Annotated in this window: 25 protein-coding genes, 1 pseudogene and 1 riboswitch; of the genes and pseudogenes, 11 read left to right on the top strand and 15 right to left on the bottom strand. The window is 56.2% G+C overall.

Going from position 1 to position 24,032, the window contains the following annotated elements; genetic code table 11:
* Positions 1-94 precede the first annotated feature (94 nt).
* The 8 genes from ureG to plsY all read right to left on the bottom strand — a co-directional run bounded on the left by ureG (position 95) and on the right by plsY (position 5,800).
* Positions 95-712: an urease accessory protein UreG gene (gene ureG, locus MUU46_RS06560; RefSeq protein ID WP_159759982.1), complete on the bottom strand. Its 618-nt coding sequence runs from the start codon at positions 710-712 to the stop codon at positions 95-97.
* 9 nt (positions 713-721) lie between these two features.
* Positions 722-1,396 (bottom strand): urease accessory protein UreF, encoded by a 675-nt coding sequence (locus MUU46_RS06555; RefSeq protein ID WP_159759980.1) that lies wholly within the window; start codon positions 1,394-1,396, stop codon positions 722-724.
* Entirely contained in the window at positions 1,396-1,869 is a 474-nt protein-coding gene (gene ureE / locus MUU46_RS06550; RefSeq protein ID WP_159759978.1) for an urease accessory protein UreE, read from the bottom strand. The genes MUU46_RS06555 and ureE overlap by 1 nt, the downstream gene beginning before the upstream one ends.
* 9 nt (positions 1,870-1,878) lie before the next feature.
* Positions 1,879-3,582, bottom strand: a complete 1,704-nt coding sequence (gene ureC / locus MUU46_RS06545) for an urease subunit alpha (RefSeq protein ID WP_258965130.1) — start codon at positions 3,580-3,582, stop codon at positions 1,879-1,881.
* A complete protein-coding gene (locus MUU46_RS06540) occupies positions 3,579-3,896 on the bottom strand; it encodes an urease subunit beta (RefSeq protein ID WP_133462542.1) in 318 nt (105 codons plus the stop codon). The genes ureC and MUU46_RS06540 overlap by 4 nt, the downstream gene beginning before the upstream one ends.
* Before the next feature lie 10 nt (positions 3,897-3,906).
* Positions 3,907-4,209, bottom strand: coding sequence for an urease subunit gamma (locus MUU46_RS06535; RefSeq protein ID WP_159759974.1), 303 nt, complete (start codon positions 4,207-4,209; stop codon positions 3,907-3,909).
* 9 nt (positions 4,210-4,218) lie between these two features.
* Positions 4,219-5,043 (bottom strand): urease accessory protein UreD, encoded by an 825-nt coding sequence (locus tag MUU46_RS06530; protein WP_258965129.1) that lies wholly within the window; start codon positions 5,041-5,043, stop codon positions 4,219-4,221.
* 142 nt (positions 5,044-5,185) lie between these two features.
* Positions 5,186-5,800 carry a glycerol-3-phosphate 1-O-acyltransferase PlsY gene (plsY, locus tag MUU46_RS06525; protein ID WP_159759970.1) on the bottom strand — a complete coding sequence of 205 codons (615 nt, stop codon included), beginning with the start codon at positions 5,798-5,800 and terminating at the stop codon, positions 5,186-5,188.
* Positions 5,801-5,907: 107 nt separating this feature from the next.
* Between plsY and folB the strand changes: the two genes are divergently transcribed.
* Both folB and bacA read left to right on the top strand, forming a co-directional pair.
* Complete coding sequence (gene folB, locus MUU46_RS06520; protein WP_110510440.1) at positions 5,908-6,270, top strand: bifunctional dihydroneopterin aldolase/7,8-dihydroneopterin epimerase; 363 nt, start codon at positions 5,908-5,910, stop codon at positions 6,268-6,270.
* A gap of 98 nt (positions 6,271-6,368) precedes the next feature.
* Positions 6,369-7,190, top strand: a complete 822-nt coding sequence (gene bacA / locus MUU46_RS06515) for an undecaprenyl-diphosphate phosphatase (protein ID WP_159759968.1) — start codon at positions 6,369-6,371, stop codon at positions 7,188-7,190.
* Here bacA and MUU46_RS06510 read toward each other — a convergent pair.
* Positions 7,183-8,421 (bottom strand): multifunctional CCA addition/repair protein, encoded by a 1,239-nt coding sequence (locus MUU46_RS06510; protein ID WP_159759966.1) that lies wholly within the window; start codon positions 8,419-8,421, stop codon positions 7,183-7,185. The two genes, bacA and MUU46_RS06510, sit on opposite strands and share 8 nt — an antisense overlap.
* An 80-nt stretch (positions 8,422-8,501) precedes the next feature.
* On the bottom strand, positions 8,502-9,122 hold the full coding sequence (locus MUU46_RS06505) for a TIGR04211 family SH3 domain-containing protein (RefSeq protein ID WP_159759964.1): 621 nt from the start codon (positions 9,120-9,122) through the stop codon (positions 8,502-8,504).
* A 199-nt stretch (positions 9,123-9,321) separates the two neighbouring features.
* Between MUU46_RS06505 and MUU46_RS06500 the strand changes: the two are divergent.
* The 3 genes and pseudogenes from MUU46_RS06500 to hldE form a co-directional block, all read left to right on the top strand.
* Positions 9,322-10,224, top strand: a pseudogene (locus MUU46_RS06500) (CYTH domain-containing protein); the annotation flags it as partial.
* Between the two features lie 27 nt (positions 10,225-10,251).
* A complete protein-coding gene (gene glnE, locus MUU46_RS06495; protein WP_258965128.1) occupies positions 10,252-13,092 on the top strand; it encodes a bifunctional [glutamate--ammonia ligase]-adenylyl-L-tyrosine phosphorylase/[glutamate--ammonia-ligase] adenylyltransferase in 2,841 nt (946 codons plus the stop codon).
* Positions 13,093-13,137: 45 nt separating this feature from the next.
* Positions 13,138-14,571 (top strand): bifunctional D-glycero-beta-D-manno-heptose-7-phosphate kinase/D-glycero-beta-D-manno-heptose 1-phosphate adenylyltransferase HldE, encoded by a 1,434-nt coding sequence (gene hldE / locus MUU46_RS06490; protein ID WP_159759958.1) that lies wholly within the window; start codon positions 13,138-13,140, stop codon positions 14,569-14,571.
* Positions 14,572-14,615: 44 nt separating this feature from the next.
* Here the strand turns inward: hldE and ubiK are convergent, their stop codons facing one another.
* Complete coding sequence (gene ubiK / locus MUU46_RS06485; protein ID WP_159759956.1) at positions 14,616-14,900, bottom strand: ubiquinone biosynthesis accessory factor UbiK; 285 nt, start codon at positions 14,898-14,900, stop codon at positions 14,616-14,618.
* A gap of 122 nt (positions 14,901-15,022) precedes the next feature.
* Positions 15,023-15,172, top strand: a riboswitch (FMN riboswitch).
* Positions 15,173-15,274: 102 nt separating this feature from the next.
* On the opposite strand from ubiK, the gene ribB reads away from it, so the two are divergent.
* Positions 15,275-15,928 carry a 3,4-dihydroxy-2-butanone-4-phosphate synthase gene (gene ribB, locus MUU46_RS06480; protein WP_159759954.1) on the top strand — a complete coding sequence of 218 codons (654 nt, stop codon included), beginning with the start codon at positions 15,275-15,277 and terminating at the stop codon, positions 15,926-15,928.
* Positions 15,929-16,002: 74 nt separating this feature from the next.
* Here the strand turns inward: ribB and zupT are convergent, their stop codons facing one another.
* Positions 16,003-16,776 carry a zinc transporter ZupT gene (gene zupT, locus MUU46_RS06475; RefSeq protein ID WP_258965127.1) on the bottom strand — a complete coding sequence of 258 codons (774 nt, stop codon included), beginning with the start codon at positions 16,774-16,776 and terminating at the stop codon, positions 16,003-16,005.
* A gap of 196 nt (positions 16,777-16,972) precedes the next feature.
* Here zupT and ygiD point away from each other — a divergent pair, with 196 nt between their 5' ends.
* Positions 16,973-17,764 carry a 4,5-DOPA-extradiol-dioxygenase gene (gene ygiD, locus MUU46_RS06470; RefSeq protein WP_159759950.1) on the top strand — a complete coding sequence of 264 codons (792 nt, stop codon included), beginning with the start codon at positions 16,973-16,975 and terminating at the stop codon, positions 17,762-17,764.
* A 97-nt stretch (positions 17,765-17,861) separates the two neighbouring features.
* Here the strand turns inward: ygiD and MUU46_RS06465 are convergent, their stop codons facing one another.
* The 3 genes from MUU46_RS06465 to tolC all read right to left on the bottom strand — a co-directional run bounded on the left by MUU46_RS06465 (position 17,862) and on the right by tolC (position 21,346).
* Positions 17,862-19,022, bottom strand: coding sequence for a glutathionylspermidine synthase family protein (locus MUU46_RS06465; protein WP_159759948.1), 1,161 nt, complete (start codon positions 19,020-19,022; stop codon positions 17,862-17,864).
* A gap of 5 nt (positions 19,023-19,027) precedes the next feature.
* A complete protein-coding gene (locus MUU46_RS06460) occupies positions 19,028-19,696 on the bottom strand; it encodes a DUF1190 family protein (protein ID WP_159759946.1) in 669 nt (222 codons plus the stop codon).
* Positions 19,697-19,867: 171 nt separating this feature from the next.
* Entirely contained in the window at positions 19,868-21,346 is a 1,479-nt protein-coding gene (gene tolC / locus MUU46_RS06455) for an outer membrane channel protein TolC (protein WP_258965126.1), read from the bottom strand.
* 205 nt (positions 21,347-21,551) lie between these two features.
* Between tolC and nudF the strand changes: the two genes are divergently transcribed.
* The 4 genes from nudF to yqiA are packed head-to-tail and all read left to right on the top strand — an operon-like array spanning position 21,552 to position 24,030.
* Positions 21,552-22,184, top strand: a complete 633-nt coding sequence (nudF, locus tag MUU46_RS06450; RefSeq protein WP_258965125.1) for an ADP-ribose diphosphatase — start codon at positions 21,552-21,554, stop codon at positions 22,182-22,184.
* Positions 22,181-22,603, top strand: coding sequence for a DUF1249 family protein (locus tag MUU46_RS06445; RefSeq protein ID WP_097162172.1), 423 nt, complete (start codon positions 22,181-22,183; stop codon positions 22,601-22,603). The genes nudF and MUU46_RS06445 overlap by 4 nt, the downstream gene beginning before the upstream one ends.
* A 24-nt stretch (positions 22,604-22,627) precedes the next feature.
* Positions 22,628-23,455, top strand: a complete 828-nt coding sequence (gene cpdA / locus MUU46_RS06440; protein ID WP_258965124.1) for a 3',5'-cyclic-AMP phosphodiesterase — start codon at positions 22,628-22,630, stop codon at positions 23,453-23,455.
* Positions 23,455-24,030, top strand: coding sequence for an esterase YqiA (yqiA, locus tag MUU46_RS06435; protein ID WP_159759940.1), 576 nt, complete (start codon positions 23,455-23,457; stop codon positions 24,028-24,030). The genes cpdA and yqiA overlap by 1 nt, the downstream gene beginning before the upstream one ends.
* Positions 24,031-24,032 lie beyond the last annotated feature (2 nt).

Here is a 24,032-nt window from a genome sequence, read left to right as displayed (position 1 = left end):
GTGCCCGGTGGCGGCTACGCCTGACCGGGCCTACTTGATTCCGTGGCAGGTCCGGCAAGTGTAGCGCCGCCGGGCAATATGCCACACTCAATAACTACGTTTTCAACATTCCCTTATCTTCCAAAAACGCAATAATCGTCGCCAGACCCTCTCCGGCTTTCAGGTTGGTGAACGTCCACGGGCGCTCGCCGCGCATCCGGTTGGTATCACGCTCCATCACCTCCAGCGATGCCCCGACGTACGGCGCGAGATCGGTTTTATTGATCACCAGAAAATCGGACTTGGTGATCCCCGGCCCGCCTTTGCGCGGGATCTTTTCCCCTTCGGCGACGTCAATCACGTAAATCGTCAGGTCTGCCAGTTCCGGACTGAAGGTCGCGCTCAGGTTATCTCCGCCGCTTTCGACGAAAATCACGTCAAGATTGCCGAATTTCTCGCTTAATGCTTCCACCGCCGCGAGATTCATCGATGCGTCTTCGCGGATCGCCGTGTGTGGACATCCGCCGGTTTCGACGCCGACAATGCGGTCCGGCTCCAGTGCCCCCGCCTCGGTGAGAATGCGCTGGTCTTCTTTGGTGTAGATATCGTTAGTGACCACCGCCAGATGGTACGTGTCACGCATTGCTTTACACAGCGCTTCCAGCAGGGCGGTTTTACCGGAGCCGACCGGGCCGCCGACGCCAACGCGCAGCGGGTGTTTGTAACTTGCCATACCTTCTCCTCAGGAACGGAATATGCGGGAATATTGGGTTTCGTGACGCGCCGAGGCGATGGCCGACAGCGGCGTCGCAGAACCCATAAATTCGTCCGGGCAGTTCAGCCCGCGTTCTACGCCTGCGGCGTACTGCTCGCAGAGAGACATAATCAATTTTTGTGCGGCCTGCTGGCCGAAAGGCACCAGCTTGACGCCTGCCATCACCGCGCTTTCAATCCAACTGTAGCCGAGCGTCAGCGCCAGCTCTCTCAGTTCGATACCCCAACGCACGCCCAGCCATGCCATGCCGCACAGCTGGCTTTGGTTAAACAACCCACGCCATTCGGCAGGGCACTCCGGCTGCCAGTCGTACAGTAGGCGCGTAAACGCCTGGCCGCGATTACGTTCTTCTTCGCGCAGCTCACGCGTTTCCCGACACGCCAGCAGCCATACAGTCCAGCGCGTGGCGGTCTCAACGTCATTGTGTTCCCAGGCGTGATACAACCGGGCAAACAGCGGCAGGTCGACGTGAAAAAAACTCTGTTCCATCTGCTGCGTTTGCCAGTGAGCAAAGGCGGCGGTATCAGCAATCCAGCCCGCTTCCACCGCCCATTCCAGCCCTTGCGACCAGCTGTAGCCACCCACTGGCAGATTACTGCTCGCCAGTTGTAATAATCGCAGCCGCTGCGTGGTATCAGTCATCAGTGGCTGTGCGAATGTGCATGGGAATGGTGGTGATGCCCTTGCGCTTCGCTGGTATACGCCCCGGCTTCTGGTTCGAACGGCAAATGCGCAAAGGTCACGGTCAGGCCAAACTGGCGCAGCATGTCGTCGAGCACGTGGTCGTGATGAAAACGTAACTCGCCGGGCATGATTTGCAGCGGCACGTGACGGTTGCCGAGGTGATAGCAAGCTTTAGCGAGCTGGAAGGGATCATCGCAGCGCACCACTGACACGCCCTCATCGGCGGCAATCACTTCGATACATTCGCTGCCGTCTTCGCTGGCCAGGATATCGCCGCCGCGCAGCAACAGGCCACGAGGCAGTATCAGCCCGGCTTCACGTCCGTCGCTGAGCGTCACTTTGGCGCGGCTTTTGACCCGCACATCAATCGGCAGCGTAACGCTGGCCGTCAGTTGATGAGCGTGATCGACACGCTGAGTCAGATACAGCATCGTTACTCCTTAAAACAGAAAATAGCGTTGCGCCATCGGCAGCACGTCCGCTGGCTCGCTGGTGGTCAGTTTCCCGTCGATCCGTACTTCATAAGTCTGGGCATCGACGGTGATATTGGGCTGCAGGCTGTTGTGGATCATGTCGGCTTTCTTCACCGTTCGGCAGCCTTTCACCACTGCGGTCTGGCTTTTTAAGCCCAGTTGCTGGGGTACGTTGTTATCGAGTGCCGCCTGGGAAAGAAACGTCAGGCGACAGTGATGGCGAGCCGCGCCGAGCGAGCCAAACATCGGGCGGTAATGCACCGGCTGCGGCGTGGGAATTGAGGCGTTGATGTCGCCCATCGGGGCCATCGCAATCATCCCGCCTTTAACGATAGCGGCGGGTTTCACGCCGAAGAAGGCCGGTGACCACAGCACCAGATCCGCCATTTTTCCGGCTTCAATGGAGCCTACTTCATGCGCAATGCCGTGGGTCAGCGCAGGGTTGATGGTGTACTTGGCGATATAGCGCTTCACGCGGACGTTATCGTTATCGCCTTGTTCTTCTTCCAGCGCGCCGCGCTGCACCTTCATCCGGTGCGCCACCTGCCAGGTGCGTAAAATGACTTCGCCCACGCGGCCCATTGCCTGCGAGTCGGATGAGGTCAGGGAAAAGGCGCCGAGGTCGTGCAGCACGTCTTCGGCGGCGATGGTTTCACGGCGAATGCGCGATTCGGCAAAAGCTACATCTTCGGCGATATCTGGCGACAGGTGATGGCAAACCATCAGCATATCCAGATGCTCGTCGATGGTGTTAACGGTGTATGGCAGCGTCGGGTTGGTGGACGAGGGTAGAATGTTCGGATGCGCGCAGGCGGTGATAATGTCCGGCGCATGGCCGCCACCCGCGCCTTCGGTATGGAACGTGTGGATGGTGCGGTCGCCGATCGCCGCCAGGGTGTCTTCGACAAAACCGGATTCGTTCAGCGTATCGCTGTGCAGCGCCACCTGAATGTCCATCTCCTCGGCAACGGTCAGCGAACAGTCGATTGCGGCGGGCGTTGCGCCCCAGTCTTCGTGGATTTTCAGGCCGATAGCGCCCGCGGCAATCTGCTCACGCAGCGTTTCCGGGTTCGAGCCGTTACCTTTGCCCAGCAGGCCGATATTCACTGGCAGGCTGTCAATGGCTTGCAGCATCCGGCTGATATACCACGGCCCCGGCGTACAGGTGGTGGCGTTAGTACCCGCTGCCGGGCCAGTGCCGCCGCCGATCATGGTGGTCACGCCGGAGACTAGCGCTTCTTCTGCCTGCTGTGGGCAAATCCAGTGAATGTGGGTGTCGACGCCGCCTGCGGTGACGATTTTACCTTCGGCGGCGATCACTTCGGTGCCCACGCCAATTGGGATCGTCACATTGGGCTGAATATCCGGGTTGCCCGCTTTACCCACGGCAAAAATCCGCCCGTTTTTCACGCCGATATCCGCTTTCACGATCCCCCAGTGATCGACGATCAGCGCGTTGGTCAGCACCAGATCGACGCAATCTTCGCCGATCATTTGCCCCTGGCCCATGCCATCGCGAATGACTTTGCCTCCGCCGAATTTGACCTCTTCGCCGTAGGTGGTGAAGTCGTCTTCCACTTCAATCCACAGCTCGGTGTCGGCCAGCCGTACTTTGTCGCCAGTGGTGGGGCCAAACATGTCGGCGTAAGCCTGATGGGAAATTTCGGTCATGGTTTTGTCTCCAGTTCGCCCATCACCTCACCACGAAAGCCGAAGATGCGCTTATCGCCGGCGACAGCCACCAGTTCTACTTCGCGTTTTTGGCCCGGCTCAAAGCGTACGGCGGTGCCTGCCGCGATGTTCAGTCGAAAGCCTTTACACGCTTCCCGGTCGAATTTCAGCGCAGGGTTCACTTCGTAAAAGTGATAATGCGATCCCACCTGGATCGGGCGGTCGCCGTGGTTTTCGACGATTGTTTTACGCGTTTCACGGCCTACGTTCAGGGCAATGTTGCCGCTCTGGATCTTGTATTCACCGGGGATCATGGCGACGTCCTCAGAGTATCGGGTTATGTACGGTGACCAGTTTGGAGCCGTCGGGAAATGTGGCTTCTACCTGAATGTCCGGGATCATTTCCGGGACGCCTTCCATTACCTGAGCGCGGGTCAGCACGTGGCGACCGTCTTCCATTAGCGAGGCCACGGTTTTTCCATCGCGCGCGCCTTCCATAATGAAAGCGCTAATCAGCGCCACTGATTCGGGATAATTGAGCTTCACGCCACGGGCGAGGCGACGTTCCGCCACGAGGGCTGCGGTAAACAGCAGAAGCTTGTCTTTTTCTCTGGGCGTCAGTTCCATAGCGTTCTCTCAGGTCAGCCAGATTCGGGGGAGTAATGGGGATTTGTTCAGCAGCTGCGGGCGCAGCGCCTGCCAGATCTCACGCATCGCGCGCTGGCAAATCAGGTTATCATGCGATAAAAAGCGCACCGCCAGCAGGCCGTCGACAAGCGTGGCTCCGGCGAAAGTGTCGAGTGGCGTGAGCGTCTCACGCACCTCATCGAGCATGTTTTTATTGGCCGGATAAAACAGCAGGCTGCCAATCCACGGCTTTTCTGCCACGGCGCTCAGGTCACCATCAGCAAGATGCAGGCGCTCAATCAGCAGTGGCGAGCCGTTCTTCCATACTTCGAGTCGATTGGTTATCTCACCGTGGCTGAAGGTTTCGTCAATAACCGGCCGCCCCAGGCAATACAATTCCCAGGCCAGCAGCCGCGCGCCTTCCTGCAAATGAAACACGCTGTGCAGCGTGGCCTTCGCCCCGGGAAAAAAGAGGGTGTCCTGCGGCAGCCATTCCAGAATGGCGTTTTCTGCCAGCTCAAAATGCTGGCTCAGCCGCGCCTGTGGGCCGTGGCTGCGATAAAACTTGCTGGCGCCGGGCATGGTGATAAGCGTATGGGTATCGGGTTCGAGGGTCACGCTGATATCCAGCGTATCGCCGCCGACAATCCCAGCGGGCGGGTGCAGCAGATAAAGATGGCAGGTGGAGCCTTCGGGATAGAAAGGGCGTTGTACGGTCAGTGGACCGAAATGACGTGCGGAGGCCAGCACCGTTTTCTCCGGCGTGTGGCAAAACCGCAGGGCAAGCGTGGCGTGCCAGCCCGTTTTTTCATTCTCCCGTTCCGCGCCAGACACAGCGGCACTCCTGCAATTGCGTGATTAATCAGACGCTAATGAGTATGGATCAGTCGGAGAAGTTCGCGGTCATAGGAAACGCTTATGATGTTAATAAATTGTAATAACTGGTGTCGCCGCCAGAACGGCGGCGAGGGAAGGGCTAATCCTGAGGTTTATTCTTTCGCTTCAGGCGCGCCCAGATTTTAGTTTCCTGACGACGCCATAAACGCTGGATGTTGTCATGATGGCGGAGCAGGATCAGGCACGAGAGCATAGACACCGGGAAGGTGTACTGGGGCATAAACCACCACACGTAAAACGGAGCCACCAGGGCGCTAACGATGGCGCCCAGCGACGAATAGCCGCTCAGCAAAATAGTCAGCAGCCAGGTGCCCGCCATCACGCCGGTGAGATCCCAGCCGATGGGAGCAATCGCACCGAAAGCAGTGGCTACGCCTTTCCCGCCGCGGAATCCGAAGAAGATGGGCCAGATGTGGCCGAGGCATGCTGCAATGGCGACGAGGCCGAGCCAGAACGGGGTGAAACCCAACGCCCAAGCGCCCCACGTCGGCAACATGCCTTTGAGGATGTCGAAGATCAGTACTGCTACGGCTGCTCCCTTGCCGCCAATTCGTAAAACGTTGGTCGCTCCGGGATTACCGGAACCGCTTACGCGTGGGTCAGGCAGACCCGCGATGCGGCAGACCAGAATGGCGCTGGAAATTGAGCCGCAAAGATAGGCGAGGAAGACCATTCCAGGCTCGATTGCACTCATAACGCTGTTCCGTTTTGAAAATGTATCGGTATTCTCTTCATCTGTGGATAATACGCATATTTTGTCGGAAGTGGTATCCGGCACGGACAAAAAGCAGGCGGGGCGTGATGGATATTGTATTTATAGAGCAACTTTCGGTCATCACCACAATTGGTGTTTATGACTGGGAACAGACCATCGAACAGAAGCTGGTGTTCGATATCGAAATGGCGTGGGATAACCGTAAATCAGCTGCCAGTGATGACGTTAATGATTGTCTGAGCTACGCCGATATTAGCGAAGCGGTCATTGCGCACGTTGAAGGAGGACGTTTCGCGTTGGTGGAACGCGTAGCGGAGGAGGTCGCTGAAATCCTTCTGACGCGTTTTAACTCGCCGTGGGTGCGCATCAAGCTGAGCAAACCCGGAGCCGTGGCGCGCGCTGCCAACGTTGGGGTCATCATTGAGCGTGGCGCTAATCCGAAAGCGTAAGAATAGATTCATCCAGGTTAAACGAAACGCCGATACATATGTCTTAAAGCTGGTTCCAATTTTCAGCTTCTTTTTTTCTATTATTTAAGGGTTTATTAATGAGCGATATGCACTCGCTGCTGATAGCAGCCATCTTGGGTGTTGTCGAAGGACTGACGGAGTTTTTACCTGTTTCCAGTACTGGCCACATGATTATCGTCGGCCACTTGCTGGGCTTCGAAGGCGAAACGGCGAATACGTTTGAGGTGGTTATCCAGTTAGGATCGATCCTCGCCGTTGTGGTGATGTTCTGGCGTCGTCTGTTTGGCCTGATCGGCATTCATTTTGGGCGTCCGCCGGTCCATGAAGGCGAAGGATCCGGGCGTCTGTCGCTCATTCACGTGCTGCTGGCGATGTTCCCGGCGGTGGTGCTGGGCCTGGTGTTACACGATCTCATCAAGTCTTTGTTCAACCCGGTTAACGTGATGTATGCGCTGATTGTCGGCGGCGTGCTGCTGATAATGGCCGAAGTCTTTAAACCGAAAGAGCCGCGCACAGTGGGTCTGGATGACATGACCTATCTTCAGGCGTTTTTGGTGGGTTGTTTCCAGTGTCTGGCGCTGTGGCCGGGCTTCTCTCGCTCGGGTTCAACCATTGCGGGCGGGATGCTGCTGGGCATCAGCCGCTATGCGGCGGCGGAGTTTTCCTTCCTGCTGGCCGTGCCAATGATGATGGGGGCCACGGCGCTTGACCTGTACAAGAGCATCGGATTCCTGAGCAGCTCGGACATTCCGATGTTTGCCGTAGGCTTCGTGACGGCGTTTGTGGTCGCGCTGATCGCTATCAAAGCGTTCCTGCATATCATCAAACGCATCACTTTCATTCCATTCGCCATCTACCGCTTTATCGTCGCGGCCGCGGTTTACGCCGTGTTCATGTAACCTGCGGGCAGCGTTTTTCCTTCCACTGCGCGACGGCCTCTATCCGGCGTCGCGTCAGTTCTTCCCGCACTTCTGGCCCTTTAAATCCGGCATCAATCACCGGTTTGGTCGGCACCGCTTTTGCCACTTCCCACGCTTCATGCAGTAAACGCCCTTGCGAATAATCACAGGCTTCAAACCCGGTACGCCCGCGCACATCGGCTTCGCTGGTCAGCGCCAGCTGCGTCACGCGCTGCGGTTTTCGCCACGCATCGATGGAATCAAACAGCTTCACCAGCGTCGCCGGTTTGAGGATAGGCAAGGTATGAATCAGGTCGTGGAATTCCGCCACCAGTTTCGCGAGATCGCGCATGTCATTCGGCACGCGCAGACGCGCGCAGAGCTGCTCCACGAGTTTAACCCCCGCCGGACCGTGACCGTGGTGACGAGGCCAGAGTTCTTTCGGCGTTAATCCTTTGCCCAAATCATGGCACAGCGTGGCGAAACGCACGTCCAGTGCGGGCGTCAGCATCGCAGCCATCGTCAGCGTCATCAGGGTATGCACGCCAGTGTCGATTTCAGGATGCCATTTGGCTGGCGCGGGCACGCCGTACAAAGCATCGATTTCCGGGAACAGCACTTTCAACGCGCCGCAGTCGCGCAGGGTCTGGAAATAAACCTGCGGATTACGCGTCCCGAGTGCGTTTTCGGTTTCCTTCCACACGCGTTCCGGCGTGAGGTGTTCCAGCTCGCCAGCGGCGGTCATGTCGCGCATCAGCGCCATCGTTTCATCCGCAATGCGGAAGCTTAAATGCGCATAGCGGGCGGCAAAACGGGCGACGCGCAGGACGCGCAAAGGGTCTTCACTGAACGCCGGGGAAACGTGGCGCAGCAGGCGGTTTTGCAGATCTTGTTGGCCGTTATACGGGTCGACAATCTCGCCGTTGTCGTCCTGGGCAAGGGCGTTAACAGTCAGGTCACGGCGCAGTAAATCTTGTTCAAGGCTCACGTCTGGCGCGGCATAACAGGTAAAACCGGTGTAACCGGAACCTGATTTTCGCTCGGTGCGAGCCAGGGCGTATTCTTCGTGGGATTTCGGATGGAGAAAAACAGGAAAATCGCGACCTACCTGCTGGTAGCCCGCGTCGAGCATTTGCTGCGGTGTGGCGCCGACAACGACCCAATCTTTGTCTTTGACCGGTAGGCCTAACAACGCATCGCGAACTGCACCACCGACCAGATATGTCTTCACGCCAACCTTCTCCTCTCACTGTTTATCCGACGATAATACGTAAGTGTAGAGGAGATGGCTAATCGGGCCGCCGTGGGGCGTTAGTTCATCCAGCGATCTTTGCGTTTGCGGCTAGGCACCAGCATCGGCAGAACCAGTCCGAGGAGCAGACCCACGCCCAGCACGCCGCCGCCGTACATAAACCATTGCATAATGATGGTGCGCTGTTTGTCATCCAGCTGCAGATTGGCGGCACTCACCTTTTTCTGCGCCACGATAAGCTCATTTTTCAGCTTCTGATTTTGGTCTTTCAGCCCGTTAATCACGCCGTCGCTCTCAGCAACTTTCTTCTGCATATCCGCAGTGCGTTGATTCCAGGTGGTATCGATATTGGTCAGCTTATCGGTCAGCGTTTTGACCTGGCTTTCCAGGTCCGGCACGCGCGTTTTAAAGCTTGGCTCGCTGGTCAGCTCTTTTAACGGGATCCAAGCGGTACGCCCGTTGCTGTCGCGAACCTGGCCATATTGGGTGGCGTCGTTGGTTTGCAGCAGGGTGACGGCTTCACCTGCGGTAACGGTACCGGCAAGGCGATAGTTATCGCCAGGGCCACTGCGCACCCAAGTGTTCAGTTCGTCAGAGACGTAACGGGTTTCTTCAGCGTGAACCACGGCGGAAACGCTAAGTGCAAATAAAGTTAATCCAATCAGGCGTAATTTAGGCATCAGGTCATTCGTTATTGTCATAAAGTGAATCGATAGTAATGGCATCAGTCTGACGATGCCAGGCATTCTCCGGCAATCGGAATCCTCCAGGAGGACGTTGCATGGGAAAGTACCGCGAAATACACTCTACTGACAAAAAAGATGCGCGGAAGTTCGGCGTAATGTTCAATCCAGGCAATGCAACCATAAGAAATCAGTCATGGATCAGGAAATCGAATTGAAGTTCATCGTTGAGCAGGATGGCGTCGAGACGCTGCGCACCCAGCTCAACGCCCTCTCAGCGGAGCATGTTCCCGCCGCTCAACTCCTCAATATTTACTACGAAACCGCCGATAACTGGCTGCGCCGCCACGATATGGGGCTGCGGATCCGTGGCCATAACGGTCACTATGAAATGACGATGAAAATCGCCGGGAAGGTGGTGGGCGGTTTGCATTCGCGCCCGGAATACAACATTGACCTTGATAAAGCCGAACTGGCGCTGGAAAAGCTGCCCGCTGAAGTCTGGCCGGAAGGTACGCTCCCGCCAGAACTCGCTTCGCAGGTGAACCCGCTGTTCAGTACCGATTTTTATCGCGAAAAATGGCTGGTGAATTACAACCAGAGCCGCATCGAACTGGCGCTGGATTTAGGTGACGTTAAGGCCGGAGACCATCAGGAGCCAATTTGCGAGCTGGAACTGGAACTGCTGCACGGTAATGTAGAAGACATTCTGGAGATGGCAGAACAGTTGCTTTCCGCAGGCGTGCTGCGTCAGGGCAGTCTGAGCAAAGCGGCGCGTGGCTATCATCTGGCGGCGGGTAATGCCGAACGTGGCATGAAAAAGGCTGATTTCACTAACCCGGAAAACGCGGCACTCGAAGCGGCGCTGGCCCACTGGCAGTATCACGAAGAGCTATGGCTGCGTGGCAATGCGAAAGCCAAAACCGAAGTGTTGAAAGCAGTGGAATTTATTCGCACCAGCCTGCAACCCGAACACGAGATGGCTTCTGAACAAATGGCGCAAATTGGCGACGCGATTTCCGCAGCGACCAGCGCAAAGGATGCGGCATTTAAACCGCAAATTGCGCAAGCCAAATTGATGCTGACGGCTTTTCTGGTCACTGGACGATAGCGAAACGAGGTAGTCATGACGCCGTTTTCTTTGCAGTTACAGCAGCACTGGCAGACGGTGGTCGACCGACTGCCGACAGATTTTCCGTTCGACGCATTCAGCCCGCAGGCGCAGGCGGCGATGACCTTCAGCGATTTTATCAGCCAAAGCCTGGTCGCGTATCCAGCGTGGCTTAGCGAGCTGGAGAACACACCACCACAGGCCGATGAATGGCAGCATTACGCCGCCTGGTTGCAGGACGCGCTGGTGAACGTCAGCGATGAAAATAGCCTGATGCGCGAGCTGCGCCTGTTCCGCCGCCGCGTGATGGTGCGCATTGCCTGGGCGCAGGCGCTTTCTCTTATTTCCACTGAAAGCAGTTTGCAGCAGTTGAGTCATCTGGCGGAAACGCTGATCGTCGCCGCGCGCGACTGGCTGTACGATGCCTGCTGTCGGGAATGGGGCACGCCGTGCAACGCCGACGGCAAACCGCAGCCGCTGCTGATTTTAGGCATGGGCAAACTCGGCGGCGGCGAGCTGAACTTTTCTTCTGACATTGACCTGATTTTTGCCTGGCCGGAGCACGGCTCAACTCAGGGTGGGCGGCGTGAACTCGACAATGCACAGTTCTTTACCCGCATGGGGCAACGGCTGATTAAAGCGCTGGATCAGCCAACAATGGACGGTTTCGTCTATCGCGTGGATATGCGTCTACGCCCGTTTGGTGAAAGCGGGCCGCTGGTGCTGAGCTTCGCTGCGCTGGAAGATTATTACCAGGAGCAGGGCCGCGACTGGGAACGCTATGCGATGGTCAAAGCACGGATCATGGGCGACAGGGAAGGCGTATACGTCGACGAACTGCGTGCGACGCTGCGTCCGTTCGTGTTCCGCCGCTACATCGATTTCAGCGTGATCCAGTCGCTGCGTAATATGAAAGGCATGATCGCCCGCGAAGTGCGCCGTCGTGGCTTGAAAGACAATATTAAGCTCGGCGCGGGTGGCATTCGCGAAATCGAATTTATCGTGCAGGTGTTCCAGCTGATCCGCGGGGGGCGTGAGCCGTCACTGCAAGGGCGCGCCTTGCTGCCGACGCTGGGATCCATTGATGCGCTGCATCTTTTGCCGGAAGGTGAGGCGCAACTGCTGCATGACGCCTACCTGTTCTTACGCCGTCTGGAAAACCTGCTGCAAAGCATTAATGACGAACAGACGCAAACTCTACCGCAGGACGACCTGAACCGGGCGCGGCTGGCATGGGGTATGGGCTTCGCCGACTGGGATGCGCTGACGCAGGCCCTGGATGCGCACATGGCCAACGTGCGGCAGATTTTCAACGCGCTGATTGGCGATGACGAAGAGACCTCGGCTGATGAACAGCTGTCTGAGCACTGGCGCGAGTTGTGGCAGGATGCGTTGCAGGAAGACGATACCACGCCGGTGCTGACGCATCTCACCGACAGCGACCGCAATCAGGTGCTGGCGCTGATAGCCGATTTCCGCAAAGAACTCGACAAACGCACCATCGGTCCGCGCGGGCGTCAGGTGCTCGACTCACTGATGCCGCATTTGCTAAGTAACGTTTGCAGCCGGGAAGATGCTCCGGTGCCGCTGGCGCGCATCATGCCGCTGCTGACCGGGATCGTCACTCGCACCACCTATCTAGAACTGCTGAGTGAATTCCCGGGTGCGCTCAAGCATCTGATTCGCCTTTGCGCCGCATCGCCGATGGTGGCGAGCCAGCTGGCGCGCTATCCGCTGCTGCTGGATGAGCTACTCGACCCGAACACGCTGTACCAGCCAACAGCCACCGATGCCTATCGCGACGAACTGCGCCAGTATCTGCTGCGCGTGCCGGAAGAAGATGAAGAGCAGCAGCTCGAAGCGCTGCGCCAGTTTAAGCAGGCGCAGCTGCTGCGTGTTGCCGCGGCGGATATCGCCGGCACGTTGCCGGTCATGAAAGTGAGCGATCACTTAACCTGGCTGGCGGAAGCGATGATCGACGCGGTGGTTCAGCAGGCCTGGGTGCAAATGGTGGCCCGTTTTGGGCAACCGCGGCATCTTGCCGAGCGTCAGGGGCGTGGTTTTGCGGTCGTGGGCTACGGCAAACTCGGCGGTTGGGAACTGGGCTACAGTTCCGATCTCGATCTGGTGTTTTTACACGACTGCCCAGTGGAAGTGATGACCGATGGCGAACGTGAAATCGATGGGCGTCAGTTCTATCTTCGCCTGGCGCAGCGCATCATGCATCTGTTCAGCACCCGCACCTCCTCGGGCATCCTGTACGAAGTGGACGCTCGCTTACGTCCGTCCGGCGCGGCAGGTATGTTGGTCACGACTACCGAGGCCTTCGCCGATTATCAACATAAGGAAGCCTGGACCTGGGAACATCAGGCACTGGTTCGCGCTCGCGTGGTATACGGCGATCCGCAGCTGCAATCACAGTTTGATTCGATTCGCCGCGACGTGCTGACCGTTTCCCGTGAAGGCGAAACGTTGCAAACCGAAGTCCGTGAAATGCGCGAGAAAATGCGGTCGCATCTTGGGGGCAAACATCGCGATCGCTTTGATATTAAAGCCGATGAAGGCGGCATTACGGATATTGAGTTTATTACCCAGTATCTGGTGCTGCGTTTCGCTCACGATAAACCGAAGCTTACCCGCTGGTCGGATAATGTGCGCATTCTCGAGCTGCTCGCGCAAAACGACATAATGGACGAGCAGGAAGCGCTGGCCCTTAGCCTGGCATACACCACGCTGCGCGATGCGCTGCATCATCTGGCATTGCAGGAAGAGGCCGGGCACGTAGAGCCGGAGGCCTTTGCGGCGGAACGCGAGCTGGTACGCGCGAGCTGGCTAAAGTGGCTGGTGATGTCGTGAGATGTTATTATCGCGCGCAATTAACGAATCTTTCAGGAGTCTGGAATGAAAGTAACGCTGCCAGAGTTTGAGCGTGCAGGAGTGATGGTCGTCGGTGATGTGATGCTGGACCGCTACTGGTATGGCCCAACGAGCCGAATTTCCCCGGAAGCCCCGGTGCCGGTGGTGAAAGTGGATACCATCGAAGAACGTCCTGGCGGCGCGGCGAACGTGGCGATGAATATCGCGGCGTTGGGTGCCACTTCGCGTTTGGTTGGACTGACCGGCATTGACGATGCGGCGCGTGCGCTTAGCAAAGCGCTGGCGGACGTTAATGTGAAGTGCGATTTCGTTTCCGTACCGACCCATCCGACGATCACCAAGCTGCGCGTGCTGTCACGTAACCAGCAACTGATTCGTCTGGACTTCGAAGAAGGTTTTGCGGGTGTCGATCCCCAGCCGATGCACGAACGTATTCAGCAGGCGCTGGGCCACATCGGCGCGCTGGTGCTGTCTGACTACGCTAAAGGCGCGTTGGAAAGCGTTCAGGATATGATTCAGCTGGCTCGTAAAGCGGGTGTTCCGGTGCTGATCGACCCGAAAGGCAGCGAGTTTGAACGCTATCGCGGCGCAACGCTGCTGACGCCAAATCTCTCTGAGTTTGAAGCCGTCGCCGGGAAGTGTAAAAGCGAGGCGGAAATCGTTGAGCGCGGCATGAAAATCATCGCGGACTTCGAACTGTCGGCACTGTTGGTCACCCGTTCCGAACAGGGGATGACCCTGTTGCAGCCGGGTAAAGCACCGCTGCACATGCCAACGCAGGCGCAGGAAGTGTACGACGTGACCGGGGCCGGTGACACGGTGATTGGCGTGCTGGCGGCAACGCTGGCGGCGGGTAATTCGCTGGAAGAAGCGTGTTTCTTTGCCAACGCGGCAGCCGGTGTTGTGGTGGGCAAACTCGGGACTTCTACCGTTTCGCCTATCGAACTGGAAAACGCGGTGCGTGGTCGTACGGACACCGGTTTCGGCGTGATGAGCGAAGCCGAGTTGAAGCTGGCAGTCACGGCAGCACGTAAGCGCGGCGAGAAAGTCGTGATGACTAACGGTGTGTTCGACATTCTGCACGCGGGCCACGTGTCCTACCTCTCCAATGCGCGTAAGCTCGGCGATCGTTTGATTGTCGCGGTGAACAGCGATGCGTCGACCAAACGTCTGAAAGGCGAAACCCGTCCGGTGAATCCGCTCGATCAGCGTATGATCGTGCTCGGCGCGCTGGGATCTGTGGATTGGGTGGTCTCGTTTGAAGAAGATACGCCGCAGCGCCTGATTGCGGGCGTTCTGCCGGATCTGCTGGTGAAAGGCGGGGACTACAAGCCGGACGAAATCGCGGGTAGCGAAGAAGTCTGGGCGAACGGCGGCGAAGTGATGGTACTGAACTTTGAAGATGGCTGTTCAACCACCAACATCATCAAGCGCATTCAGAAAGACAGCGAAAAGTAAGCTTAGATGCCCGGTAAGCGCAAGCGCCACCGGGCAATTTCACATTACTCGTCTACTGGCGGAATTGCGGGTGCGGAGGCCGCGGCGGTGGTGCGGTTTTCCAGGTCGGAGATACGCTGTTCCAGCAGGGCCAGCTTCTCGCGAGTGCGCAGCAGAACCTGAGTCTGCACGTCGAACTCTTCGCGGCTGACCAGATCCAGACGCGTCAGCTGAGATTGCAGCACCTGACGGATTTTCTTCTCAACGTCATCACCAAAATCACGCAAACCTTGCGGCATGGACTCGTGAACCTGGCGGGCAATCTGTTCAATTTTTTTCGGATCAATCATTATGGTTTCCCTGATCTGGTCGGTTTTGCAGATTATTGTAGTGCCTTATGCCGGGGCTATAAACCAGAAATGTTTGAAGCTTATGCATTGCCGCCAATAATCATTAGCGTTATAGTTATCTCGCTTATTCTCAGGGCGGGGCGAAATTCCCCACCGGCGGTAAATCAACTCAGGTTGAAAGCCCGCGAGCGCTTTGGACGTCAGTCTGAAGGACAGCAGATCCGGTGTAATTCCGGGGCCGACGGTTAGAGTCCGGATGGGAGAGAGTAACGATCTACGGGCAAGGCCCGCGCACGTTATCTTTTTGCCGCTTCGTCGGCGCTCCTAAGACTGCCCTGATTCTGGTAACCATAATCTTAATGAGGTCTTTTACCATGAATCAGACGCTACTTTCCTCTTTTGGTACTGCATTTGAACGCGTAGAACACGCGTTGTCCGCACTGCGCGAAGGCCGCGGTGTGATGGTGCTTGATGACGAAAACCGCGAAAACGAAGGCGACATGATCTTTGCCGCCGAAACCATGACCGTTGAGCAGATGGCACTGACCATCCGTCACGGCAGCGGCATTGTTTGCCTGTGCATTAACGAAGAGCGCCGCAAACAGCTCGACCTGCCGATGATGGTGGAAACCAATACCAGCGCATTCGGTACCGGTTTTACCGTAACCATCGAAGCGGCGCACGGTGTGACCACCGGCGTTTCTGCTGCTGACCGCGTTACCACCGTTCGTGCGGCGATTGCCGACGGCGCTAAACCTTCCGATCTGCATCGTCCAGGCCACGTGTTTCCACTTCGTGCGCAGGCGGGTGGGGTATTGACTCGCGGCGGTCACACTGAAGCGACTATCGATCTGGTGACACTGGCGGGCTTCAAACCTGCGGGCGTGCTGTGTGAACTGACTAACGACGATGGCACCATGGCGCGCGCACCGGAGTGCATCAAGTTTGCTGCGGAACACAACATGCCAGTGGTGACCATTGAAGACCTGGTGGAATACCGCCAAAAGCATGAGCGTAAGGCCAGCTAAGATTCACTGAATAGCGAATCTGAAAAGACAACGCCGGGATAATCCCGGCGTTTTGCTATCTGGCTTTCAGAGTATCAGGCGAAATCCATCGACTGAAGCAGTACCAGACTGAGCCCCATCACCGACATGCCGCACAGCACGCCGTAGCTTGGGTTGTTGTGTGGGTCGATTTCTTTCGCCAGCGGCATCAGTTCATCTACCGACAGCGCCACCATAATACCGGCCACCGCAGCCATGATAGCAGCCATCACCACCGGCGAGACCAGTGAACCCAGAATCAACCACGCTAATACACCGCCGAGAATTTCGGCCATTCCGGACACGCCCGCCCAGAATACCGCCTTACGTTTCGATCCTGTCGCGGCATAAATGGGGCTAGCCACCGCCAGGCCTTCAGGAATATTGTGCAATGCGACTGCCAGTGCGATGCCAAATCCGAGCTCCAGATTACTGCTGGCGGTAACGTAGGTCGCCACGCCTTCCGGGAAGTTGTGCAGGCTGATGCCGAGCGTCAGCAGAATCGCGGTGCGGCGCAAATTGCGCGGCATCACGGCTTTATCGCCCTGCATTAAATCCTGCGCATGCGCATGGGGCAGCATTCGGTCGAGGGCAAAATACCCCAGCAGTCCCACCACGAACATGCCGTAGCCGAGCACCGGTGACATACCGGCGGTACCGAGTGCCGCCGGCAGCATTTCCATCAACGAGATCAGCAGCATAATGCCTGCGGCGAAGCCGAGGGAAAACGCGAGTACGCGGTTGGAGGGTTTCTGGCCGATAACGCCCAGGACAGCCCCGATGAAGGTGGCCCCACCAGCGAGCAAGGTCAGGATCAAAGGTACTGACATGAGAACTCCTTTATGATAATGATTATCATTTATATTAAAGTGCAATTGCCCTGAAAGCGAGAGGGGAGATCGCGCTTTTACGTGTCCTTACATTCAAATTTCCTGATGATCTTCATCACCGTTATCTGAGTTCATCCCTGCCCGAAAACGCGTAATGTAAACCCATCAAATCAACTGTTCCTGTAAGGATATCATCATGTCTTCTTCCCGTATGCCAGCACTGTTTTTGGGTCACGGTAGTCCGATGAACGTGCTGGAGGATAACGTGTACACCCGTTCCTGGCAGCATCTCGGCGAAACGCTGCCGCGCCCAAAAGCGATTGTGGCGATTTCCGCGCACTGGTTTACCCGCGGGACAGGCGTCACGGCGATGGAGACCCCGAAAACCATTCATGACTTCGGTGGTTTTCCGCAGGCACTGCACGACACACATTACCCGGCTCCAGGTTCGCCGGAACTGGCGCAGCGTCTGGTTGAGCTACTGGCCCCGGTGCCGGTAGCGCTGGATAAAGAAGCCTGGGGCTTTGACCACGGTTCATGGGGCGTTTTAATTAAAATGTACCCGGATGCTGATATCCCGATGGTTCAGCTCAGTATCGACAGCACCAAACCACCGGCCTGGCATATGGAAATGGGCCGCAAACTGGCCACATTGCGTGAAGAAGGTATCATGCTGGTGGCAAGCGGCAACGTGGTGCACAACCTGCGCACCGCACGCTGGCATGGCGAAAATACGCCCTATCCGTGGGCGACATCGTTCAATGAATTTGTGAAAGACAATCTCACCTGGCAAGGTCCGACGGAAGAGCACCCTTTGGTGAATTATCTCGACCATGAAGGTGGATCGCTTTCGAACCCGACTGCGGATCACTATCTGCCGTTGTTGTACTTACTGGGCGCATGGGATGGAAAAGAGCCGATGACGTTGCCGACCGATGGGATCGAGATGGGCAGTTTGAGTATGCTCTCGGTGCAGATTGGAAAGTAAAAGCAAAACGGCAACCTGAGTTGCCGTTTTTAATGTGTTCGCCCTCTCCCCGTGGGAGAGGAGCGGGGTGCGGGCATCAGACCGCGCCCGACAAAAATTACTCCACAAAAATATGCGGATAGAACCGGGACAGATCCTGAGTGATCAACGCCCGGTCTTCACGAATGCCGATCCCGGCAGGTTGATCGTTGATCAGCCAGCTGCCGATCAGCGTAAAGCTGTCGCCAAATTTCGGCAGTTCATAGAACTGCTGGACGATCATTCCTTCTTCGCCATACGGTCCTTCCACGGCTTCAACCACGTTGCCGTTTTCGACGATCGACACGTTGGCACCTTCGCGTGAGAAAATCGGCTTGATGACGTATTTATCCATCGGGGGATAGCTGTCTTCGGCAAAATACGCAGGTAGCAGATTCGGGTGATCCGGGAACATTTCCCACAGCATCGGCAGCAGCGCTTTGTTAGAGATAATGCTTTTCCAGGCCGGTTCCAGCCAGCGAACGCCAGCGTCCTCCAGCTTGGTGGAGAAAATCTCGCGCAGCATGTATTCCCACGGGTAGAGCTTGAACAGATTGCCAATAACCTGATCCTGCGTGTCGGTGAACTGACCTTTTTCACCAAGCCCGATATCTTCCATATACAGGAATTCGCTCGCAACGCCGCCCTCATTGGCGCAGTCCTGCAAATACTGCACCGTGCCCCGATCTTCGGTGGTATCGCGGCAGCAGGCAAAATGCAGCAGACCGAAACCGTGCTGTTCGCGCAGCTCTGCGAAACGCTCAATCAGCTTTTCCTGCAGGCTGTTGAACTGATCACTGCCTGCGGGCAGGTTGCCCGCATTCTGCTGATCTTCGAGCCAGATCCACTGGAAGAAAGCCGCTTCGTACAGTGACGTTGGGGTATCGGCGTTGTTTTCCAGCAGCTTAGGCTCGCCTTTGCCATCCCATGCCAGATCGAGGCGAGAATAAAGCGAAGGTTGCTGCGTTTGCCACGCCTGACGTACGAAGCTCCAGGTGTGTTTCGGAATGCGGAATTTGGTCAACAGCTGGTCGCTGGCGACCACACGTTCCACCACTTTCAGGCACATCTGGTGCAACTCGGCGGTCACGTCTTCCAGCTTTTCAACCTGCGCGAGCGTGAGTTTATAGTACGCATCTTCACACCAGTACGGCTCGCCATACATGGTGTGAAAATTGAAGCCATATTCGGTGGCTTTTTCGCGCCAGTCCGGGCGCTCGACAATGCTGACTCTTTCCATGGCGATTAGCCGCCCATAGAACGAGAAGATGTGCCGGAGGCACTGCGCTGCATGCTGGACTGTTTAGCAACGGACTCACCAAAGCCGCCGCGTGTCACCGTGTTGGTGGTGGCCGGTTTTGGCGCCATCGCCGTTTTAGGCACGTTCATGGAACGGCCTGACTGCGCTGCGCCGTAACCTTTACCGCTGGCATCGGTAAATTGACCGTAGGCCGGACTTTTTGGATTCTTCGAACTGAACAGCGGTTGCTGCTGGAAGCCTGAACCGCTCATCATACGGCCCATCATGTAGCCGGCCATTAACGGCATCCAGAAGCTGCCGCTACTTTGAGCCTGCGCTTGCTGCCCTTCAGGCGCCATACCTGCCTGAGCAGGGGCTTGCTGGCACTGGCCTTCACCGAATTCGGCGATACAGTCTTCACGGCTGGCGTATTTAGGCGCGGTGCGCTCGGCTTCTTTCAGCGCGTTGTTGTATGACGCGGTACATTCAGCGCTTTTGCCCGGGTTAGCACTCGAGCAGTCATCAGCATTCTGATACATCGACACCGTTTCGTCAGTTTTTTCACAGCCAGCGAGCATAAATACGGCGGTGATCGCCAACGCGACTGGCGTCAGATGGCGTGCGCCCCAGTTCTTGCGGAACGAAGCGTGATTAATTGTTTTTGTCCGTTTCATTATCTTTCATCCTGGACCCAGTGGTAGCGCTCAGGATAGTGGATGAGTGGTTGAAATTGAAGCGATGAGAGGCAGGAGGAGGGGATCTTTACGTTGCCTTACGTTTATTTTTGCGGGGGAGAGCGGAAAGTGATTTAACCCCGGCGAACGACGTCGCCGGGGTTGCCCGAATCAGTTTTTGAACGGGTTAGAACTGTTGCTGCTGGACGTGGATGTACGTTGTGCGGCCGGCTGTGCAGCTGGAGCCGCGCTCGCGCCATTGTAACCATCAGCGTTAGCGTCCTGCCGGGCATTCTCTGGGGCAACCGCTTCCGCGGAAGTGGAAACCGCTTTACCGAGAGTGCCATTCAGGGCCAACAGATCATTCTCGTTAAGCGTACCCAGAGCTGACTTGACGTTCAGCTGGTTAATCAGGTAGCTATAACGCGCGCTGGAGAGCTGCTGCTTCGCGTTATACAGCGTAGTGGTCGCGTCCAACACATCAACGATGGTACGGGTACCGACCTGGTAGCCCGCTTCCATTGCGTCTAAAGAGCTCTGCGCAGAAACAACGGCCTGTTTGTAGGCGTTGATGCTGCTGATGGACGCATTGATGTTGTTGAAGGACGAACGCACGGTCTGAACCACGTTACGGTGCGCGCTTTCGAGCTGCTCACTGGCACCGACGAAGTTGTACTGCGCCTGTTTCACCTGTGAAGTCACCGAGCCACCGCTGTACAGCGGCAGATTGAAGTTCAGGCCAATCTGATTCTGACCGATGTTACGGTCAGTATACTGGCTACTGGTGGCGTTGTTGCCATCATAGCTGGTGTCAGACACGCCGGTAGACGCGGTCAGGCCAACGGTCGGCATGTGACCGGTTTCCGCATAGCGAATTTGCTCACGGGCCAGGTCCTGGCTCAGACGAGCCTGCAACAACGCGAGGTTACGGCCTTCTGCTTCTTTCAGCAGCGAATTCACCGGTTGCGGCTTATCCATTTTTAAGTTGCTGACATTCAGAGAAGACAGCTCCGGATAGTAGTTACCGGTGACCTGACGCAGCTGTTCAACGGCGTTGTCGAGGTTATTACGGGCGGTCACTTCATTCGCCAGCACGGTGTCGTACTGTGAACGGGCGTTCTGCACGTCAGTGATAGCCACCAGGCCTACGTTAAAACGCTGGGTCGTTTGGTCTAACTGACGGTAAACCGCTTGTTTGTTCGCTTCGGTGAAGGAGAGCGAGTCGATCGCACTCAACACATTGAAGTAGGCCGTCGCGGTGTTCAGGATAAGCGTCTGCTGATCGGTCTGATAGGTGACGTCCTGGATACCGGCACTTTTTTCTTGCAACGTCAGGGCGCGCCATTTTGACATGTCAAAAATGGTCTGCGTTAACGTCAATGCTGCGCTGGTTTCGTTGGAGTTGATACCGTTGTTATCGTGAAAGCCATTGGTGTAGGTATAATCTGCCCCTAAACCGAGCTGCGGCAGTAATGGGCTGCGTGCTTCGTTAATTTTTTCGAATGCAGCATCACGATCGGCCGCGGACTTACGCAGGTCTGGGTTGCTCAAACGTGCCTGCTGATAAACCTGCAACAGGTTTTCCGCATGGCTCACTGCGCTGAAGCCCGTCAGGCTCAAGCCGATAAGGATGGGGAGCAATTTCTTCATTTGCATTCCTTGTTGTGAAGCATTTAGCGCTGATCTAATTCAAAAAGATTTATCGATTGTACCAGAGTCCGCCCGCGTAAAAAGTTGGCGTATCGTGCCATCTGGCGTTAATTTGCACCAATCTATCACAGCATAAGTAAAACAGTAGCCATAGAGACCTGAAATCCCCGATTTCGTCACCACTTTACAGCCCAGGATATTGACGATGACCAGAAAAAATCAATCTGTCGTAACTTACGCCAAAAACGATGTTGAAATTATTGCACGGGAAACACTTTATAGCGGTTTTTTTTCGTTAGACATGTACCGTTTTCGTCATCGTTTGTTTAACGGCGAAATGAGCGGTGAAGTGCGACGCGAAATTTTTGAGCGCGGTCACGCCGCAGTCTTGCTACCCTTTGACCCAGTGCGTGATGAAGTGGTGCTGGTGGAACAGATTCGTATCGCCGCATTTGATACCAGCGAAAGCCCGTGGCTGATGGAAATGGTTGCCGGGATGATTGAAGAAGGCGAAAGTCCAGAAGACGTGGCCCGTCGCGAAGCGGTGGAAGAAGCGGGTCTGGACGTCAAACGCGTCAAACATATGCTGAGCTACCTGGCGAGCCCCGGCGGCACCAGCGAGCGCTTAACCATCCTGGTGGGTGAAGTGGACGCCTCGACCGCGCAAGGTATTCACGGTCTGGCAGATGAACACGAAGATATTCGGGTGCATGTGGTAAGCAGGGAACAGGCATACCTGTGGGTTGAAGAGGGAAAAATCGATAACGCAGCCTCTGTCATCGCCCTGCAATGGCTGCAATTGCATTATCAGGCATTACGAAACGAGTGGACAAAATGAAGCGTTATACACCTGACTTCCCAGAAATGATGCGTCTGTGCGAAACCAACTTCGCACAGCTACGCCGCCTGCTGCCTCAAACGGACGCACCCGGCGAAACGGTGAGCTATCAGGTGGCCAATGCGCAATACCGATTAACGATCAGTGAATCGACCCGCTACACTACTCTGGTGGAAATAGAACAGACGGTGCCCGCAGTCAGTTATTGGAGCCTGCCGTCAATGACGGTGCGCCTTTACCATGATGCGATGGTGGCTGAAGTGTGTTCGAGTCAGCAGATTTTTCGCTTCAAAGCACGGTATGATTACCCGAATAAAAAGTTGCATCAACGCGACGAAAAGCATCAAATTAACCAGTTTTTAGCCGATTGGCTGAGGTACTGTTTAGCACATGGAGCGATGGCGATTCCGGTTTGTTAGCGTCGTGAAACCAAAGGACACCATTTGGAAAGCCTGTTAAATCTCTCACTGGCTGGTGAGGCCAGGGTCAGAGTCTTACAAATTACTGATACTCACCTGTTTGCTGAAAAGCATGAAACGTTGTTAGGGGTGAACACCTGGGATAGTTACCAGGCCGTTCTGGCGGCCATCCGCGCCTCGCAGCGTGAATGCGATCTCGTGGTCGCCACCGGAGATTTAGCACAGGATCACTCGTCTGCGGCTTATCAGCACTTTGCTGAAGGTATCGCGGGCTTCGACGCGCCCTGCGTCTGGTTACCCGGTAACCACGATTTTCAGCCTGCCATGTATAGCGCGTTGCAGGACGCCGGAATATCCCCGGTAAAACGCGTTTTCGCAGGCGAGCACTGGCAAGTCTTGATGCTCGACAGCCAGGTTTTCGGCGTCCCACACGGCGAATTAAGCGAGTTTCAGCTCGAATGGCTGGAACAGCGTCTCACCGAAACCCCCGAGCGTTTCACGCTATTGCTGCTGCATCATCATCCGCTTCCGGCCGGGTGCAGCTGGCTCGATCAGCACAGCCTGCGTAATGCTGGTGCGCTCGATCGTGTATTAATGCGTTTCCCTCGGGTGAAAAATTTACTCTGCGGCCATATCCACCAGGAAATGGACGTTGACTGGAACGGGCGTCGCATGATGGCCACGCCGTCCACCTGTGTACAGTTCAAACCGCACTGCGCGAACTTTACGCTGGATACCATTGCCCCAGGCTGGCGCTGGCTGGAATTGCATGCTGATGGCACGCTTACCACCGAAGTTTGCCGCCTGGATGGCGCGGAGTTCCGCCCGGACACCGCTTCAGAAGGATACTGATGTCTACGCTTCTTTATCTCCACGGGTTTAACAGCTCACCGCGTTCGGCGAAGGCAACGGCAATGAAGTCGTGGCTTGCCGAAAACCATCCGGACATTGAGATGGTCACCCCACAGCTGCCGGCATTTCCGGCAGAAGCCGCGGAACTATTGGAGAAACTTGTCCTGCAACACGGCGGTGAACCGCTGGGCATTGTGGGCTCGTCACTGGGTGGCTATTACGGCACCTGGCTGTCGCAATGTTTCATGCTGCCTGCTGTGGTCGTCAATCCGGCAGTGCGTCCGTTTGAGCTCCTCTCCGGCTATCTCGGTCACAATGAGAATCCCTACACCGGGGAACAATATGTGCTAGAGTCACGCCATATTTACGATCTGAAAGTGATGCAAATTGACCCGCTCGAAGCCCCGGATTTGCTCTGGTTGCTACAGCAGACGGGTGATGAAGTGCTCGATTATCGCCAGGCAGTTGATTACTACGCCTCCTGCCGTCAAACAGTCGAGGAGGGCGGGAATCATGCCTTTATCGGCTTTGAAGATCATTTCACACAGATTATCGATTTTCTGGGGCTGCGTTAATC

It is taken from the genome of Scandinavium tedordense, from assembly GCF_024764965.1.
In the GTDB taxonomy this organism is placed as follows: Bacteria; Pseudomonadota; Gammaproteobacteria; order Enterobacterales; family Enterobacteriaceae; genus Scandinavium; species Scandinavium tedordense.
The sequence above is the reverse complement of the archived record's forward strand: the minus strand, read 5'-3'. Positions and strand labels throughout refer to the sequence as shown.